The 16,279-nt window shown below is 48.1% G+C and carries 17 protein-coding genes and 1 tRNA gene; 7 read left to right on the top strand and 11 right to left on the bottom strand.

The window, feature by feature from the left end; translation table 11 throughout:
* On the top strand, positions 1 to 529 hold a 529-nt coding region (locus KRX19_06215), incomplete at its 5' end, for a helix-turn-helix domain-containing protein (GenBank protein MBV7434620.1).
* A gap of 291 nt (positions 530 to 820) precedes the next feature.
* Here KRX19_06215 and KRX19_06220 read toward each other — a convergent pair.
* From KRX19_06220 to KRX19_06235, 4 genes are read right to left on the bottom strand one after another with little or no spacing between them, the layout of a single operon-like run.
* Positions 821 to 1,111, bottom strand: coding sequence for a tyrosine-type recombinase/integrase (locus KRX19_06220; protein MBV7434621.1), 291 nt, complete (start codon positions 1,109 to 1,111; stop codon positions 821 to 823).
* A gap of 27 nt (positions 1,112 to 1,138) precedes the next feature.
* Complete coding sequence (locus tag KRX19_06225; GenBank protein ID MBV7434622.1) at positions 1,139 to 1,951, bottom strand: CoA ester lyase; 813 nt, start codon at positions 1,949 to 1,951, stop codon at positions 1,139 to 1,141.
* A complete protein-coding gene (locus tag KRX19_06230; GenBank protein ID MBV7434623.1) occupies positions 1,941 to 3,119 on the bottom strand; it encodes a CoA transferase in 1,179 nt (392 codons plus the stop codon). The genes KRX19_06225 and KRX19_06230 overlap by 11 nt, the downstream gene beginning before the upstream one ends.
* On the bottom strand, positions 3,112 to 3,930 hold the full coding sequence (locus KRX19_06235) for a MaoC family dehydratase N-terminal domain-containing protein (GenBank protein ID MBV7434624.1): 819 nt from the start codon (positions 3,928 to 3,930) through the stop codon (positions 3,112 to 3,114). The genes KRX19_06230 and KRX19_06235 overlap by 8 nt, the downstream gene beginning before the upstream one ends.
* A 123-nt stretch (positions 3,931 to 4,053) precedes the next feature.
* On the opposite strand from KRX19_06235, the gene KRX19_06240 reads away from it, so the two are divergent.
* The 5 genes from KRX19_06240 to KRX19_06260 all read left to right on the top strand — a co-directional run bounded on the left by KRX19_06240 (position 4,054) and on the right by KRX19_06260 (position 8,243).
* Positions 4,054 to 4,938, top strand: coding sequence for a LysR family transcriptional regulator (locus tag KRX19_06240; protein ID MBV7434625.1), 885 nt, complete (start codon positions 4,054 to 4,056; stop codon positions 4,936 to 4,938).
* Positions 4,939 to 5,092: 154 nt separating this feature from the next.
* Complete coding sequence (locus tag KRX19_06245) at positions 5,093 to 6,076, top strand: TRAP transporter substrate-binding protein (protein MBV7434626.1); 984 nt, start codon at positions 5,093 to 5,095, stop codon at positions 6,074 to 6,076.
* An 83-nt stretch (positions 6,077 to 6,159) separates the two neighbouring features.
* Entirely contained in the window at positions 6,160 to 6,708 is a 549-nt protein-coding gene (locus KRX19_06250; GenBank protein MBV7434627.1) for a TRAP transporter small permease, read from the top strand.
* Positions 6,705 to 8,105 (top strand): TRAP transporter large permease subunit, encoded by a 1,401-nt coding sequence (locus KRX19_06255; protein ID MBV7434628.1) that lies wholly within the window; start codon positions 6,705 to 6,707, stop codon positions 8,103 to 8,105. The genes KRX19_06250 and KRX19_06255 overlap by 4 nt, the downstream gene beginning before the upstream one ends.
* A gap of 61 nt (positions 8,106 to 8,166) precedes the next feature.
* Positions 8,167 to 8,243, top strand: a tRNA-Ile gene (locus KRX19_06260).
* 425 nt (positions 8,244 to 8,668) lie between these two features.
* On the opposite strand, the gene KRX19_06265 is transcribed toward KRX19_06260, so the two are convergent.
* Complete coding sequence (locus tag KRX19_06265) at positions 8,669 to 8,998, bottom strand: hypothetical protein (GenBank protein MBV7434629.1); 330 nt, start codon at positions 8,996 to 8,998, stop codon at positions 8,669 to 8,671.
* Positions 8,999 to 9,273: 275 nt separating this feature from the next.
* On the opposite strand from KRX19_06265, the gene dinB reads away from it, so the two are divergent.
* Positions 9,274 to 10,347 carry a DNA polymerase IV gene (gene dinB, locus KRX19_06270; protein ID MBV7434630.1) on the top strand — a complete coding sequence of 358 codons (1,074 nt, stop codon included), beginning with the start codon at positions 9,274 to 9,276 and terminating at the stop codon, positions 10,345 to 10,347.
* On the opposite strand, the gene genX is transcribed toward dinB, so the two are convergent.
* Genes genX through rnpA form a run of 6 tightly spaced genes read right to left on the bottom strand, consistent with a single transcriptional unit; the run spans position 10,344 to position 16,276 of the window.
* Entirely contained in the window at positions 10,344 to 11,288 is a 945-nt protein-coding gene (genX, locus tag KRX19_06275; GenBank protein ID MBV7434631.1) for an EF-P lysine aminoacylase GenX, read from the bottom strand. The two genes, dinB and genX, sit on opposite strands and share 4 nt — an antisense overlap.
* A complete protein-coding gene (locus KRX19_06280; GenBank protein MBV7434632.1) occupies positions 11,289 to 12,656 on the bottom strand; it encodes a hypothetical protein in 1,368 nt (455 codons plus the stop codon).
* A gap of 51 nt (positions 12,657 to 12,707) precedes the next feature.
* Positions 12,708 to 14,045, bottom strand: coding sequence for a tRNA uridine-5-carboxymethylaminomethyl(34) synthesis GTPase MnmE (gene mnmE, locus KRX19_06285; protein MBV7434633.1), 1,338 nt, complete (start codon positions 14,043 to 14,045; stop codon positions 12,708 to 12,710).
* Positions 14,042 to 15,709, bottom strand: coding sequence for a membrane protein insertase YidC (gene yidC, locus KRX19_06290; protein MBV7434634.1), 1,668 nt, complete (start codon positions 15,707 to 15,709; stop codon positions 14,042 to 14,044). The genes mnmE and yidC overlap by 4 nt, the downstream gene beginning before the upstream one ends.
* Positions 15,699 to 15,935, bottom strand: coding sequence for a membrane protein insertion efficiency factor YidD (gene yidD / locus KRX19_06295; GenBank protein MBV7434635.1), 237 nt, complete (start codon positions 15,933 to 15,935; stop codon positions 15,699 to 15,701). The genes yidC and yidD overlap by 11 nt, the downstream gene beginning before the upstream one ends.
* On the bottom strand, positions 15,932 to 16,276 hold the full coding sequence (rnpA, locus tag KRX19_06300) for a ribonuclease P protein component (protein MBV7434636.1): 345 nt from the start codon (positions 16,274 to 16,276) through the stop codon (positions 15,932 to 15,934). Before rnpA ends, yidD begins: the two co-directional genes overlap by 4 nt.
* Between the last annotated feature and the right edge of the window lie 3 nt (positions 16,277 to 16,279).

A 16,279-nucleotide genomic window follows, 5' to 3' on the forward strand; every position in this document is an offset into this window, starting at 1 on the left:
TTTGTGTGTTTTTCATGAATTCTTCCTGAGTATAAAAGCAGCTCCAACAATACTACATGATATGTTGATATACAACATATTGAGGTGTTCATTTAAAAAGTTCAATAAGCGACTCTACATGTTTTACGGAGAGAGTCTTTCAATGAGTGCCAATGATCTGAACCAGAGGATTGGACAGCGCATAGCCGTGCAGCGTTTAAAAGTAGGTATGACGCAAGAGGATGTTAGCAAAGCTCTAGGGATGAATAATGAATCTATCTCACGCTTAGAGCGAGGTGCGGTTGCAGCATCAGTTCCGCGCCTGATGGAATTAGCCGAATTGTTTGGTTGTAAAACCGGGGATTTTTTTCTTGACCAAAGTACGCTTCTGCAAGATCAGGCGGCTGAGATTCAAGAGCTATTAAATCGTGTCAGCCCCAATGCAAGACGGCATCTCGTTGAACAGCTGCGCCATTCTGTTGAGTGGGTCGAAGCATATGAACGTCAAATACAAAGTAAGTTAGGAGAATCAGGTATCCGGAAGAATTGAAGTCTATGACCTAATACATAGGTTAAGCTGATGGGATGAATGGATAATCAATAAACCAAGCTGAAACCATCTACACAAAAACTAAGACATATACTACTACCAGTAATGCTTCAGCAGAGGTGAGCATACATGTGGGTTTCATTATTGAGCATAATGGCTGAATACAAATATAACCAGTTCGGTATACTGGCATCACTTAATCACATATGAACGATCTATTTTATGGATACGCAGCCTAATTCTAAGTTTAGAGCTCCCCATCATACTCACAGCTATATAAATCAAGTAGTGTCACCAGTGCACTAGCATCAACCCGTATAAAATTAGGCACGTAATTACTGTATACCGTAAACAGCCTTTTTGTTGATATTCATCATGTCCCATCTGCTTGGCAATCCATTCCGGGTTTTCCCCGGAAGCCAGCCATAATGTTGCGGCAGTATGGCGTGTTTGATAAGCACGGCGGCGTTCCAAGCCGGCTCTTTCAAGCAATGGATGCCACACACTTCTATTGACGTTGTGATACTCCAGCGGGTTACCACGAGTATTGTAGAATACGAAATCGGAACGGCCCTTGGTCACCTCCAATTGTCTTTTCAGGATATTTAACTATATAAGGTTAAGTATTGCTTTGGCTCGCTCTATAACCGGCTTATCGACCATTTTACCATTAAGCTGGAATGCGCCTTCACCGTGTTGCGCACAAGCAGCAAGGATCTCTTTTGCCCAGGCAATCTGTTCCTCATGATGCACACCGTAAACTTGCTGCACAACGTCTATCTGTGCCGGGTGGATGCACAATGCACCAGAAAACCCTTGTGATAGACGATGCTCACAGCGCTGCTTCCAGCCTTCTTGATCGCGAAAATCAGCATACACACTGTCAATCGGTGCGCTAAGGTTAGCCAATCTGCTGTGCAATGTCAGCTGAAAAGCGAGTTGGTCGAAATATGCTGTCGCGCCGCTACCTTCAGTAGCAAAGCGCAAATCGCCAGTAAAATCCAGCGCACCAAATGACAGCGCATAGACTCCTTCAGCTGTAGCAATATCAGCCAAGTTTGCCAGACCACGCGCTGACTCCAACAGTGGTAGCAGCGGTTTGGCAAAACGCTGCCATAACTTATTCAAGCTATCTGCCGTTTCAGCTTTGGCGAGCATAATGCCATCGAAATGACCGAGTTTTGTCAGCGCTTCACAATCAGCTGTGTATTCAGTACTATCAGCTGCATTGATGCGAATCCATATTTGCTTGGCTTGTTGCTCGCGCAACTTGTCGATGGTTGCCTGACGTGCCGCAGGCTTGTCCGCAGGCTGTACCGCGTCTTCCCAGTCGATAATCACCGCATCCGCCTTACCCGCCAAAGCCTTGTCCAGCAAAGCAGTTTTATGCCCTGGTACAAACAAATATGCACTAGCCGCCATTGCTGATCTCCATACCAAGCTCCTGCAAAATTGCTGCATTGTGTTCACCAAGCGCCGGCACACGACCCATTGCTGCATTAAAGCGGTTACTTTGCGCTGGTGGCAACAAGGCTGGCAAGCTGCCAATTGGTGAATCTATTTCACACCAACGGTTACGCGCCTGCAGCTGTGGATGCGCCCATACATCACGCATGGTATTGACCTGCGCATTGGCGATTGCGCCAGCTTCAAGCCGCTGCACGACCTCTTCACGGCTCAGCTCTGCGAAAGTAGCTTCAATGATGGCGCGCAGGCGCTCACGGTTGGTTACGCGTTTGCTGTTTTGCGCAAAGTCAGCATCACTAGCCAATTCTGGCTGCTCTAATACGACATTACAGAACTGCTGCCATTCACGCTCATTTTGCAAACCAAACATCACAATGCCGTCTTTACACGGGAATGGGCCATAAGGGTAAATAGTCGCATGTGCCGCCCAAGCACGTGGTGGCGCGGGCTGATCGTGATAAGTATAGTAGAGTGGGAAGCCCATCCATTCAGTCAGGCATTCGAGCATCGAAACATCAATATGGCTGCCTTCACCTGTCTTACCGCGTAATAACAGTGCATTAAGGATACTGCTATAGGCGTACATACCAGCACAAATATCAGCAATTGAAATACCGGTTTTTGCCATTTGCGCTTCTTCAGGACCGCCTGTTACCGAGAGCAGACCACTTTCACTTTGGATCAAGAGGTCATAAGCTTTTTTGTCGCGATACGGACCATCCATACCATATCCGGAAATATCACACACAATCAGGCGCGGGTGCTTCTCGCTCAGCTGCTTATAGCCCAACCCGAGGCGCTCACTGGCACCCGGTGCAAGGTTCTGCACCAATACATCAGCTTGTGCCACCAAGCGCTGTAGCACTGCATGCCCTTCTTCACTTTTAACGTTGATCGCAAGGCTTTCCTTACCACGGTTAACCCACACAAAATGCGAAGCCAAGCCATCGACTCGCTCATCGTAACCGCGCGCAAAATCCCCACCATCAGGGCGCTCTACTTTGATGACGCGCGCACCCATGTCCGCCAATTGTCGTGTACAGAACGGTGCGGCAATCGCGTGCTCAAGGCTGACAACGGTAATGCCGTCAAGCGGCAAAGTCTGTTTGTTCTGCTTAGTCATTGAAAGTTACCTCTCCTTGCTGAATCAGGCCATTCTCGTTACACGCCCACACTTCGGCACGATTATCATCCACCATTCGTCCTTCAAAGCGGATGTCATGCGGCAATTGCGAAGGACGCACACCGCGATAACGGAACGTCTTCACTGTGCGCTCTGGAAATTGGCGCTGTGCACAATGTAGCGCCAATGTTGCGATCATCGGACCATGTACAACCAAATGATCATAACCTTCAACATCGTGGGTATAAGGATAGTCGTAATGAATACGGTGACCGTTAAAGGTCAAAGCTGAATAGCGAAATAGCAAAGTACTATCAGGGCTAAGCGTTTCCGACCACTCTGCTTGAGGTGCTGCATCACTGCTGGTTTTTGCTGGGCTTGGCTCGCGGTACACCACGTCCTGATCTTCATGAATACACACTTCACCATCTTGGCTGTATTCGTGATGCAGACGCACAAACACGAGCCGACCGGTCGAACCGTGCTTTTCTTTAATTGAGGTAATCGTCGTTTTGCACTGCGCTACTTCCCCAACGCGCAATGGCTTCACAAACTCGAATGCCCCTCCGGCCCACATGCGGATCAGCCCATCCATTGGTGGCAAGAAATCTCCGCGCTTAGGATGGCCATCCCCACCCAGCTCCTCCGCCGGCAGCTCTGGCTGGAAAAACATCCATTGCCACAACATCGGCAAATGCTCGCTATCAGGTGTATGGCAACGTGCACCAATGGTTGCCTGCATACGGCGAACCAGAATACGGCTGATTTCGTCTTCACTTTCGCGTGATTTTCCTAGCCAAGCATCAAACATTCTCTTCTCCATCAGTTAGCAAGATAGGTATACTTTAGCTAGCTTTATGCATTATGGAAATCAAAATATTGCAAAGAGCATTTTTGTATTTAACAAACGCTACTAACAAATAACTTCAAGCCAATGACGCCCACCCTTAAAGATCTTGCCCTTTTTATTCATCTTGCTGACGCCCAACACCTTGGCAAAGGTGCCGAACGCGCCGCATTATCTGCTTCTGCTGCGAGTATTCGCCTTAAAGCACTGGAAGAAACTTTAGATTCTTCGCTATTTCGTCGTCATGCGAAAGGATTGACCCTAACTCCAGCAGGCGAAGTACTCTACCAACATGCACGCCAAGTTATGAGCAGTGTTGAAAGCCTTAAACGCGAATTCTCCCAGCCTGATCATGAAACAGGCAAATTGTGCATCTACGCCAACACCACCGCCGTCATCGACATCCTTCCCGACATCCTCTCTTCGTTCATGGTGGCACATCCAAAAGTCAGTATCGATTTACAGGAAAAAGACCAGCGCTACATCGTTCAAGGCGTTGAAGACGGCAAAGTAGATTTTGGCATTGTTTCAGGTGAAATCAGTGCGCCAGCGTTATCTGTTATTCCATTTAGCCGCGATCACCTATGCGTGGTCTACTCATCACACCACCACTTTCTGCACAAAGGTAACATTAACTACCGCGATACATTTCATTACCCACACCTCGGGCTTAGCGCCGACACCACCCTACAACGCTTCCTGCGCAAGCAGCAGGAATTACTCGGCGTTGAATTACACCAGCGTATAGAACTATCCGGATTCGAATCTTTATGCAGGATGATAGAGGCTGGCGTTGGCATTGGAGTCGTGCCTGAGTCAACCGTCAGGCGCTACGCTCAAATGATGGATATCCAATTTTTGCGTATCAAAGACCCATGGGCTGTTCGTGTTCGTAGCATTATCGTCAGTAACTATCATGCGCAAACACCACTATGTCGTATGCTGATTGACGCTATCAAACAGCAGGGCTAAATAATAAACTCCAAACTTCTATTGACTAAAGATAATATCCTGATAATAATAATTAGCGGATAGTAACCCGCCGAATCATCAGGCAGATGGCTTTTTAAACCAAGCACATCAAATCTCGGCACTACCATTCAACCTTTAACCTCGGGAAGATATTATGAATATGAAAAAAAGTATCCTAGCTGCAGCACTACTCGCAACTATGACGTATGCAAATGCAGAAACCACCATCAAATTCTCACACATCGTTGCTCCAGATACGCCTAAAGGCCAAATGGCACAAAAATTCAAAGAAATTATTGAAGAGCGCAGCAATGGAGACATCAAAGTTGATATCTTCCCAAATTCACAGCTCTATAACGACAACAAAGTACTCGAAGCACTCCTGCTCGGTGATGTACAAATGGCTGCACCTTCACTGTCAAAACTGCAGCGCCTGACCACTAAAATGCAAGTCTATGATCTGCCTTTCCTGTTTAAAGACATGGATGCTGTTGAGCGTTTCCAGTCAAGCGAAGTTGGTCAGGAATTGTTAAAGACTGTAGAACCTAAAGGCATTGTTGCATTAGGCTACCTGCACAACGGCTTAAAGCAGTTCTCTGCAAATGATCCTATTCGAGTTCCTGCTGATATGGACGGCAAAAAATTCCGTATCCAGCAATCAGACGTACTCGCATCACAATTTGAAGCTGTTGGTGCGGTGCCAATCAAGAAGCCATTCTCTGAGGTTTATACCCTGCTGCAAACCAAAGCTATTGACGGTGCTGAAAACCCATGGTCAAACATCTATTCACAGAAATTCCATGAAATCCAGCCTTACATCACTGAATCAAATAACGGTTTGCTTGACTACGTCGTCATTACCTCAAAATCTTTCATGGATAGTCTCCCGGAAGACCAGCAAGCTCTCGTGCGCGAAGCAGCCGACGAAGCCATTGCTTATGGTAACGGCCTTGCAGCTGAAATCAATAACCGCGACAAACAGAGCATTATCGATAGCGGCTACAGCGAAATCATTGAGTTGACTCCTGAAGAACGCAAACAATGGGTTGACGCTATGCGCCCTGTCTGGAAGCAATACGAAGACCAAATTGGTGCGGACGTTATTGCCGCGGCAGAAGCCAGCAACGAAGCACAATAAGCACTGCCAACTCTAGCATCCATACCTCGCCCCGCATGTGGCGGGGTATGGATTTTTTATTTACTCAACCACAAAGAAAAATTATGGTTAAATTTATCCACCGCTTTGAAGAGGCAATCTTGTGCCTACTACTTACAGGGCTGACGGTTTTGGTATTTTTCGAAACGCTGCTTCGCTTTCAAGGCAAAGGTACGCTTTGGATGGAAGAAACTGTGCAATGGACGGTCGCATGGTTCGTACTATTTGGCGCATCTTACGGCGTACGGGTTGGCGCACATATCGGCTTAACCGTACTAACAGACAAAATTGCCCACCCTACCATTAAACGCATTATTGCCTTAATTGCAGTTGGCGTATGCATAGCCTATACAATTATCTTTCTCTACAGCTCATGGCAGTACGTCTATACCCAGTATCGTATCGGCTTTGGCATGAATGACCTGCCAGTCAAACAATGGATACCATACACTGGGCTCCTTATTGGCTTTGCGCTACTGTTAATCCGCTTCAGCGTTATCACATGGCAACTCCTTACAGGCAAGATCAATAGCCTCAACTATGCTGATGAGGCAAAAGAAAGCGTCGAGCAGCATGCCCAGCCTATGCCTAAAACCGAGGAGAATATCCTATGACCACTATTTTTCTCTTTAGCATCCTTTTCCTCGGTATGCTACTTGGTATGCCAGTTGCGATTGCACTGGGGTTTTCTTCAGTATTAACCCTGATATTTTTCACCAATGACTCCCTGCCAAGTATTGCCCAGCAATTTTATAGTGCCACCAGCGAACACTACACCCTGCTCGCTATTCCTTTCTTCATTTTATCCTCGGCATTTTTGACGACCGGCGGTGTTGCCACCCGTATCATCAATTTCGCCAATGATTGCGTCGGCCACATTCGCGGCGGTCTGGCAATGGCATCTGTGCTCGCTTGCATGATCTTTGCTGCAGTATCTGGCTCATCACCGGCAACCGTTGCCGCTATCGGCTCAATTGTCATCGTCGGCATGGTCAAAGCCGGCTATCCTGAAAAATTGGCCGCAGGCGTCATCACTACAGCGGGTACTCTCGGCATTTTGATTCCACCGTCAATCGTCATGCTCGTTTATGCCGCAGCAACGCAAGAATCAGCTTCAAAACTATTTGAAGCAGGGCTTGTTCCCGGCTTGATGATGGGCTGTGTGCTTATGGTCGCCATCTACATCGTTGCGCGGATTAAGAAACTGCCTTCATTACCTTTCCCCGGTTTCAAGCAGTTATTCACTAGCGGCGCTAAAGCTGCTGGCGGCCTGATGCTGATTCTTATCGTGCTTGGCACGATTTATATGGGTATTGCCAGCCCTACTGAAGCCGCTGCAATTTCAGCCGTATACGCCTTCTTTATTGCTGTTTGGGGATACCGTGATATCGGTCCACTTAAAGATCAGCCTTGGCGTAAATCTGGTGAGTCTCTTGCCAATGCTGTCGTACGCAATATCGGTGTGTCGTTACTCGCCATTCCCAAATGCTTTACCAATGAAGAGGTTCGCCACAGTATTCTGGATGCAGCCAAAGTCAGTATCATGCTGCTGTTCATCATTGCCAACGCGATGTTGTTTGCGCACGTTCTTACCAGCGAACGTATCCCTCACCACCTCGCCGAAGCAATCGTCAATATGAACCTGCAGCCGTGGATGTTCCTGATCATCGTCAATATCCTGCTACTGGTTGCCGGTGCTTTTATGGAACCCTCTGCAATCATCTTGATCATGGCGCCAATCTTGTTCCCAATTGCCGTCAAGCTTGGAATTGACCCAATTCACCTTGGCATCATCATGGTTGTGAACATGGAACTTGGCATGCTTTCACCACCGATTGGGCTTAACCTATTCGTCACCTCATCCATCACTGGACGTGACCTTGGATGGGTAATAAAAGCAGTCGTACCGTGGTTCTTATTGCTGATCTTCTTCCTTGGTTTGATCACTTACGTGCCACAAATTACCCTCGCATTTCCGGAGTACCTCGATCAACTCCGTCGTGGTGGGTAAAAATTTTCATTAACCCTTAACAAAAGGCGGCAAATCGCGTATGATTGCCGCCTGATTTTTTGGGCCTGTAGCTCAGTTGGTTAGAGCAGGCGACTCATAATCGCTTGGTCGGGGGTTCAAGTCCCTCCGGGCCTACCAAATCTTCTTATATCTAGCACTATTAAGCGATATTTATTCAATATAATCAAAGCAACAACTGAATACCTATCACTTGTTATTATTTAATATTTCCCTGTATAACAATCCCAAAGCGGAGGGATATGGATACGATTCTCCCTATTCACCTAGTATCCTTCGTGCTCAATGGTAATCAAACGTTATAGCTGAATAATTCTAAAATTCATACAAAGTGTCATTACGGGGCTGGCTAATACAGCAAGACAATGCAACGTTATATAATGCTGCCATAGCCAATATTTTTCTTATCACTTACCAGATAGCTATTTCTTCTCAATTAAGCCACATTTAATGATTTAAGAATGATTCAAATGGTGGTAGCTCATCTATATTCAGGTCATCATCCATTAGTACATTTATCGATACATAAACGAACTTTCTATTTTCTAAAAAAACAACAAATATTTATAAAATTCAATGGCCCTAGCCTTGTCTTTTTCATCATACTTACCGAGTATCTCTTGATCATAGTGAGAGAGTGCATATGTTTCCCAATCCGTATTATCGGGTAACTCAATTGCGCAACCAATAATGGCATCAATAGCCTCTTGTTTAACTGGCGTTGTTAGCGCTGCTTCTACTGTTCTTTTGCACTCCTCACTCTTGTAATAGGCAACTTTAACTTCATTTAAATTGGCATCAATAAATCTCAGTAGTTCATCATTAGCCTGTGCTGCGCATACCAGTAAAGCAAATAATGCAGTCAATCGTTTCATATTCCCATCTCCTCAAAATATTTAGACAGCATACTAAAAGCTGTAGCTTTCAGTGGGGCGTTAGATGACAATGCCCGCCACACATTGACCCGATTCAAATTACTATAAAGTAGCGCTACAATACAGATATTTTTACAACGAACATAACTCAGTACAGTAGTCTGCTTTTGCCTCATGATTGGTTGATATACAGAAATTACATTGAGCAATATCTGGCTAATGTAATAATACATGCTGTCTCAGCATTATTATTTGTGTCCATGCAGCCTTATCAGATCAAACAACGCAAGATTATCCATATCGATATGGATGCATTCTTTGCGTCTGTTGAACAGCGCGATAACCCTGATCTGCGCGGTAAGCCGCTGATCGTCGGTGGTGATCCTGATGGTCGTGGTGTGGTTGCAGCAGCGAGTTATGAAGCACGGCATTACGGTATTCATTCGGCAATGTCCTGCTACGAAGCGCGTAAGCGCTGTGCACAAGCTGTGTTTGTACGCCCACGTTTTGTCGTTTATCGTGAGGTCAGCCAGCAAATTCGCGATCTCATGCTGGGTTTAACGCCTTTGGTCGAGCCATTGTCGCTCGATGAAGCATATCTCGACGTGACTGGTGTCGATACTTATCGCGGTTCTGCGACGCTGATGGCTGAAGCACTACGCGCTGAAATCAAAGCACAAACCGGACTGACTGCTTCAGCGGGCGTATCCTTTAACAAGATGCTGGCCAAAATTGCCTCCGACCTCAACAAACCCGACGGCATTGCGGTGATTACACCGGATATGGCGGCTGACTTTATCTCTGCACTGCCAATTGGCAAATTCCACGGTATTGGCAAAGCAACTGCGGCAAAAATGACTACACTGAATATCCACAATGGTGCCGATTTACGCGCAGCTGATCCTGACATGCTGGTGCGTGAATTTGGCAAGCGTGGCGCGTTTTATGCGCGTATCGCCCATGGCGATGACCCACGCGAGGTCACTCCAGAGCGCGAGCACAAATCGGTTGGCTGTGAGACCACGTTTGCGACGGATTTGCATCATCACGCGGATATCCTGCGCGAACTGCATATACAAAACAAAGAAGCTTTTCATGACCTAGGCAAGCACAAACTGCGCGCCAGCTGCATCACGATCAAAATCAAATTCAATGATTTTACCCAGCTGACACGCAGCAAAACATTGAGCCGCCCTTTTTATACCATCGACGATACCCACTATTGGCTGGACCATTTACTTACACAAGTCACGCTTGACCGCCCTGTGCGTCTGGTCGGTGTAACGTTCAGCCATTTCGAGCAGGAACGCAGATTACGCCAACTCGCTCTATGGCCCGAACTTGGTTAACTAGGGTTTGTTGACATTTGATTTTCAGGCAATAACTGCACATCGTCAATATGTGCGGCACTGTGGGCGAGCATCAGTAAACGATCAACGCCCAGTGCGACACCGGCACATTCGGGCAAACCGGCTGCCAATGCAGCGAGGAAGTCCTCATCAATCGGCATGGTCGGCAACCCCATCGCACTACGCGCGGCGTTATCGGCGATAAAACGCTGACGCTGCTCGGCTGCGTCGCACAGTTCCCAAAAGCCGTTACATAATTCCAGACCTTGATGATAGAGCTCAAAGCGCGCAGCAACTTGTCGCCCGTTGTGCTCGATAATGCGTGACAGCGCCGCCTGACTCGGCGGATAAGCACAGACAAACGTCCATTCATCCTGCCCGAGATATGGCTCGATACGCTGGGTAAATAACAAGTCAAGATAGCCGTCGCGATCAAGTTGCCATGCGCGGCAATCCGGCACGATTTGCTCTGCTTGCACGACGATCTCGGCATCGCTGCTCAGTGCAGGATCAAAACCGCAAAAGTGGATAAACAGTTCATCGTAGGTACGCGCAACAATGGGTAAATCCGCTTTGTGTGGTACCAGTTGCTTGACCAGTGTCGCGACTTCGTCCATTAATTGATGATGGTCGAAGCCAAGGCGATACCATTCGAGCATCATGAATTCGCATAAATGCCGCCGCCCCGCTTCTTCACCGCGAAAGACATGCGCAAGCTGGTATATATCGCCACTACCGGCACTGAGCAGGCGTTTCATGGCGTATTCGGGGGAAGTGTTGAGATAACCCTGCCCTGCACGCACGCTGTGCAGATGCGGATCAGTGACAGCTGCGTGGCTGAGATGCGCTGTATCGACTTCGAGTACGCCACGTTCGGCAAAAAAGCGGCGAATGGCGGCAAACATCGCCGCCCGCTGTTGTATACGCAAAAGAACCGACATCTAGCGCTTACCAGGTATGACCAGGGTGATGATCACACTCAGGTAGCAGAAGAAAGCGTAGGGCAAATAGCTCAGCACGCTGACATCGAGCTGCTGCGCGATAAAGACACCGCAGACGCTCCACGGCACCAGCGGGTTAACCACGGTACCGGCGTCTTCCAATGTTCGTGCAAGATTCTTGCGGTTGAGATCAAGGTCGTCGTAAATCGGCTTGAACGTCTCACCTGAAAGCAAAATACTCAAATACTGCTCTCCGATCAGTACGTTAACTCCAATACTGGTCGCGGCAACAGCCAATGTGGCACGGGTGGCATTGATCAACCACGCTGTAATCGCGACAAGCAGGCGCGGTATAACGCCGAGTGCAAACAACAAGCCGCCCATGCTGACTGCGAGTACAACGATAGTCATGGTGAAGAACATGCTTTGCAGCCCGCCACGAGAGAACATACGCACTAAATCCGGTGCCCATTCCTGATTGGGTTCGAAGCCTGAAAAGAAAAATGCGCCGTAGCGTCCCCAATCTCCGTAACCGGAAAACTGCGCGATAACAATCGCGACAATCGAGGTATAGATCATCGCCATAACTGCCGGTACGCGGAACAGTACCAGCACGATCAGTAATGCAAACGGCAGCAAGGACAAAGGCTGGATCAGCCCAGTTGCCTGTAGTGAGTCACGGAACGCATTTATGCGCGAGATGTCACCAATACTTTGTTCACTGGTCATGGAAATTGCACCGTAGATAATGCAGCAAATGATCAGTGCTGGAACAGTCGTGCGCATCATGTTTTTAATGTGTGCAAACAGATCAATGCCGACAATCGAGGCGGCAATCGATGTGGTATCGGATAGCGGCGACATTTTATCACCGAGAAAAGCACCCGAGACTACGGCACCGGCGGTAATCGCCATATTGGCGTCAAACGCCTCGCCAATCCCCATGAATGCCACACCAAGCGTAGCAGCAGTGGTCAGACTACTACCCAACGCAATGCCGATTACACCAGTTATCAGGAATACGGATACATAGAACCAGTCCGCACTCATCAATTGTGTGCCGTAATAAATCAGGCTGGGAATCGCACCACTGATTAATAATGCAGTGACAAGAATACCGATAAAGAAGAACAGATACAGCGCACCGACACTCGCCATCAAAGATTCTGCCATCGCCGCCTGCATCGCCGTATACGACACACCGCGTATCCGTCCGTATATCAGCAAGCAAACCATGACAAACACGATACCGATATGCGGCACCCAGCCAGTGCCAATAATCAGGAATGACAGCGTTGCAACCGCAAATGCCGCAACGATTGCAGCTTCAGCAAAACCCGGCTGGTGTAATGACTTGTTATCTGGCATAAATCCTCACCCTGAACGGAAAGTAAATAATTTATATTAAATCAGGGTCGGCTATTTACCAATACAAAATGAGGAAAAAATTACCCCGAGTAAATCATCTGCACTAACTGTACCAGTAATTTGCCCTAAAGCATCATGCGCAAGGCGCAAGTCTTCAGCAATCAGCTCACCTAAGCGTGCACCTTCGATCTGAGCGACGGCATTGCGATAATAGCCCAGACATTCATCAAGTGCTCGCACATGACGCTCACGAGCAATAAACGGCGTTTCTTCTTGCTCCGCCTTACCTACCAAAGCCGCTAATGCGCGATTGAATTCAGGCATGCCTTGACCCGTTTTAGCCGCAATCCAGACACCATCCTGATGCGCCGCCTGAATACCTTCGTCAACCAGATCAGCTTTGTTGTACACATGCAATAACGGCGTCGTATCCGGCACATCACGCAGTGCTTCGGCTTTAGCTTCACCATCCATATCCGTGGCGTCAGTCAGCCATACGACAACGTCGGCACGAGCCAACGCATCACGAGAACGGCGGATACCTTCCTGCTCAATGACATCATCACTATCGCGCAATCCGGCTGTATCAAGTACGTTAACCGGTATACCCTCGATTACTACCCGTTCGCGCACAATATCGCGTGTAGTACCTGCATGCTCAGTCACGATTGCACGTTCATCTCCGACCAACGCATTGAGCAGGCTGGATTTCCCGGCATTGGGCTTACCAACCAGCACCATGTCTATGCCGTCGTTAATCAGCTGACCTTGTGCGGTTTGGCGCAATAATGCCTGTAAACGCTCACCCCATGCATACAGTCGCCCGGCCACATCTCCTTCATCGAGAAAATCAATTTCTTCTTCAGGAAAATCCAGTGCTGCTTCGATATAAACGCGTAGCTTGAGCAAATCATCAGCCAGCGCTTCCACTTCTCGCGAAAAAGCACCCTGCAATGAACGCGACGCAGCTTTAACTGCTGCTTGCGAACGCGCTGAAATCAAATCAGCAATCGCTTCTGCCTGTGCGAGGTCAATTTTGTCGTTAAGAAACGCGCGCTTTGAAAACTCACCTGCCTCAGCCATTCGTGCACCGGCATCAAGGCATGCTTGCAATAACAGTTGCGTAACAGCATTACCGCCATGCCCCTGCAACTCAACCACATCTTCACCAGTAAATGAATGCGGTGCGTTGAAATACAGCACCAGCCCCTGATCAATCACGCTTCCATCAGCTGCTGAAAAATCAGCCAAAACGGCACGCCGCGGTGTTGGGCGCTTGCCGGTCAGTTTTTCTGCGATGGTAAGTGCTTTTGCGCCGCTAATACGCAAAACCGCCACGCCTCCCTGACCGGGAGGCGTGGCGATCGCTACGATGGTATCACTCATCATGCTTTAGATGGCTTAACCTTCGGTTCGCCGTAGCGCTTGTTCATAATGTACTGTTGAATAATCGAGAATGCGTTACTCACTGACCAGTACAACACAAGACCAGACGGGAACCACATGAACATGAAGCCGAATACCAAAGGCAGCATCATCATGATCTTAGCCTGCATTGGGTCTGGTGGCGGCGGGTTCAGGCGCTGCTGAATGAACATCAATGCAGCATTGATGACCGGCAGAATGAAGTATGGATCACGCTCGGACAAATCCTGAATCCACAAAATCCAAGGCGCTTGGCGCAATTCGACAGATTCAACCAATACCCAATAGAAGGCGATGAAGAATGGAATCTGCAGAAGCATTGGCAAACAGCCGCTCGCCGGATTAACTTTTTCCTCACGATAAAGCTTCATCATCGCTTGGCTCATCGCCTGACGATCATCGCCATAACGCTCTTTGAGACGCTTCATTTGCGGCTGCAAACGGCGCATCTTGGCCATAGACTTATAAGCCCAAGCAGACGGCACGAAGAACAGCATTTTGATCAGCAGGGTCATAAGGACAATTGCCCAGCCCCAGTTGCCAATGATACCGTGAATGAAAGTCAGCACCTTAAACATCGGCTGCGCAATCATGAACAGGAAACCGTAGTCAACTGTCTTATCAAGTGCTGGTGCGACTTCTTGCAAACGGCTCTGTACCTTAGGACCAACATATGCATGGATATTAAATGTACCCTGTGCACCCGGCTCTATCGTTTGATTAGCGCCAGTGACACCCATGATATGGTTAGCACCATTTTGGCGGGTAAAGAAATTGTTGGTTGTGTTGTCTTCTGGGATCAGCGCACCGATAAAGTAATGCTGGATCATGGCAACCCAGCCATCACTGGTGGTTACCTGAAGATTTTCATTAAAGTCATCAAGATTGATCTTGTTGTAGCGATCATCTTTGGTCGACATAACGCCACCAGTAAAGGTATAAACGTGGCCTATACCGCCTTTACTGATTGCAGAACCAAAATCAAGCAATTGATATGGGTAGATCTGCCATGTCTTATCTGACTGGTTGTCTACCTGCTGTTGTAAATTGAATTCATACTTACCGCGAGCAAACACAAATGACTTGGTGACGGTCAAGCCTTCTTCATTCTGCCATGTTAATGGCACAACCAAAGTATCATCACCATCAGCCATCACGTAGCTGTCCTGCTCACTGGTAAACACAGCATTACCTGTCAGTGGCTTAACGTCAGCACCGTTGTTCAGACCACTCTGCAAGACAAAACGGCCAGGATTGCTTTCGCGCATCAGCGCCAAAGGCTGATCGCTGTGAATGGTCACCGGATAATCGAGTAGCTCGACGCGGGTAACAGTACCGCCCATCAAATTGACGGTCAATTCCATCAGGTCAGTACGAATTTTGACATTACCGGCACCGTTGTTATCAACCGCTACCGATGTAGAACCCGCAGGCCCTGCAACTGAACTCGGCGCTGCTGCTGGCAAAGACAAATCGCCAGTGCCACTTGGTGCTGCGCCTGGAACAGCATCGCTCTGGCTGACCTGAGGATCAATGACTGGCTGATTGGCAACCTGCCATTTTTGCCACAAGATAAATGCTATACCAAAGGCAAGCACATATAAGATTACTCGCAAATTACTTTTCATGATTCACCACATTATTTTCCGGTACCGGATCGTAGCCGCCCTTATGCCATGGGCCGCACTTTAAAATTCTTACTATCGTCAGCCAACTGCCGCGTAAAGCGCCATGCTTTTCTATTGCCTCTTCACCATAACGTGAACAAGTTGGCTCAAATCGACACTGCTGCCCCAGCAGCGGGCTCAAAATCAGGCGATAAAGCCGAATCCCCTTAATAAGGATGCGCTTCATCGCTGAAGCCGCTTCCAATGCCGCACAAGTGAGGCAAATATTTCACTGTTATCGGCATGCTGTGCTGCATGCTTGGCTAACAGTACGATATCCATGTTAAATTCTCTGGCCATTTCGAGGCGAAAACTTTCACGCGCTAGCCGCTTAACCCGATTACGCTCGTGCGCTCTGGCAATATTGCGCTTGGCAATGATTAACCCCAGACGTGAGCAGGGCTCTACACGGCAACGCCCCAGAACAGTGAAGTAGCGGTCACTACTGCGCTTTTCCGGGGCGTCGAATACATATTGGTAGTCGCTGTGCGTGAGCAAGCGCCGAGATCTGTCAAATGACTGATCCACTCA

The sequence above is a fragment of the Cardiobacteriaceae bacterium TAE3-ERU3 genome, assembly GCA_019218315.1.
GTDB lineage: Bacteria > Pseudomonadota > Gammaproteobacteria > Cardiobacteriales > Cardiobacteriaceae > JAHUUI01.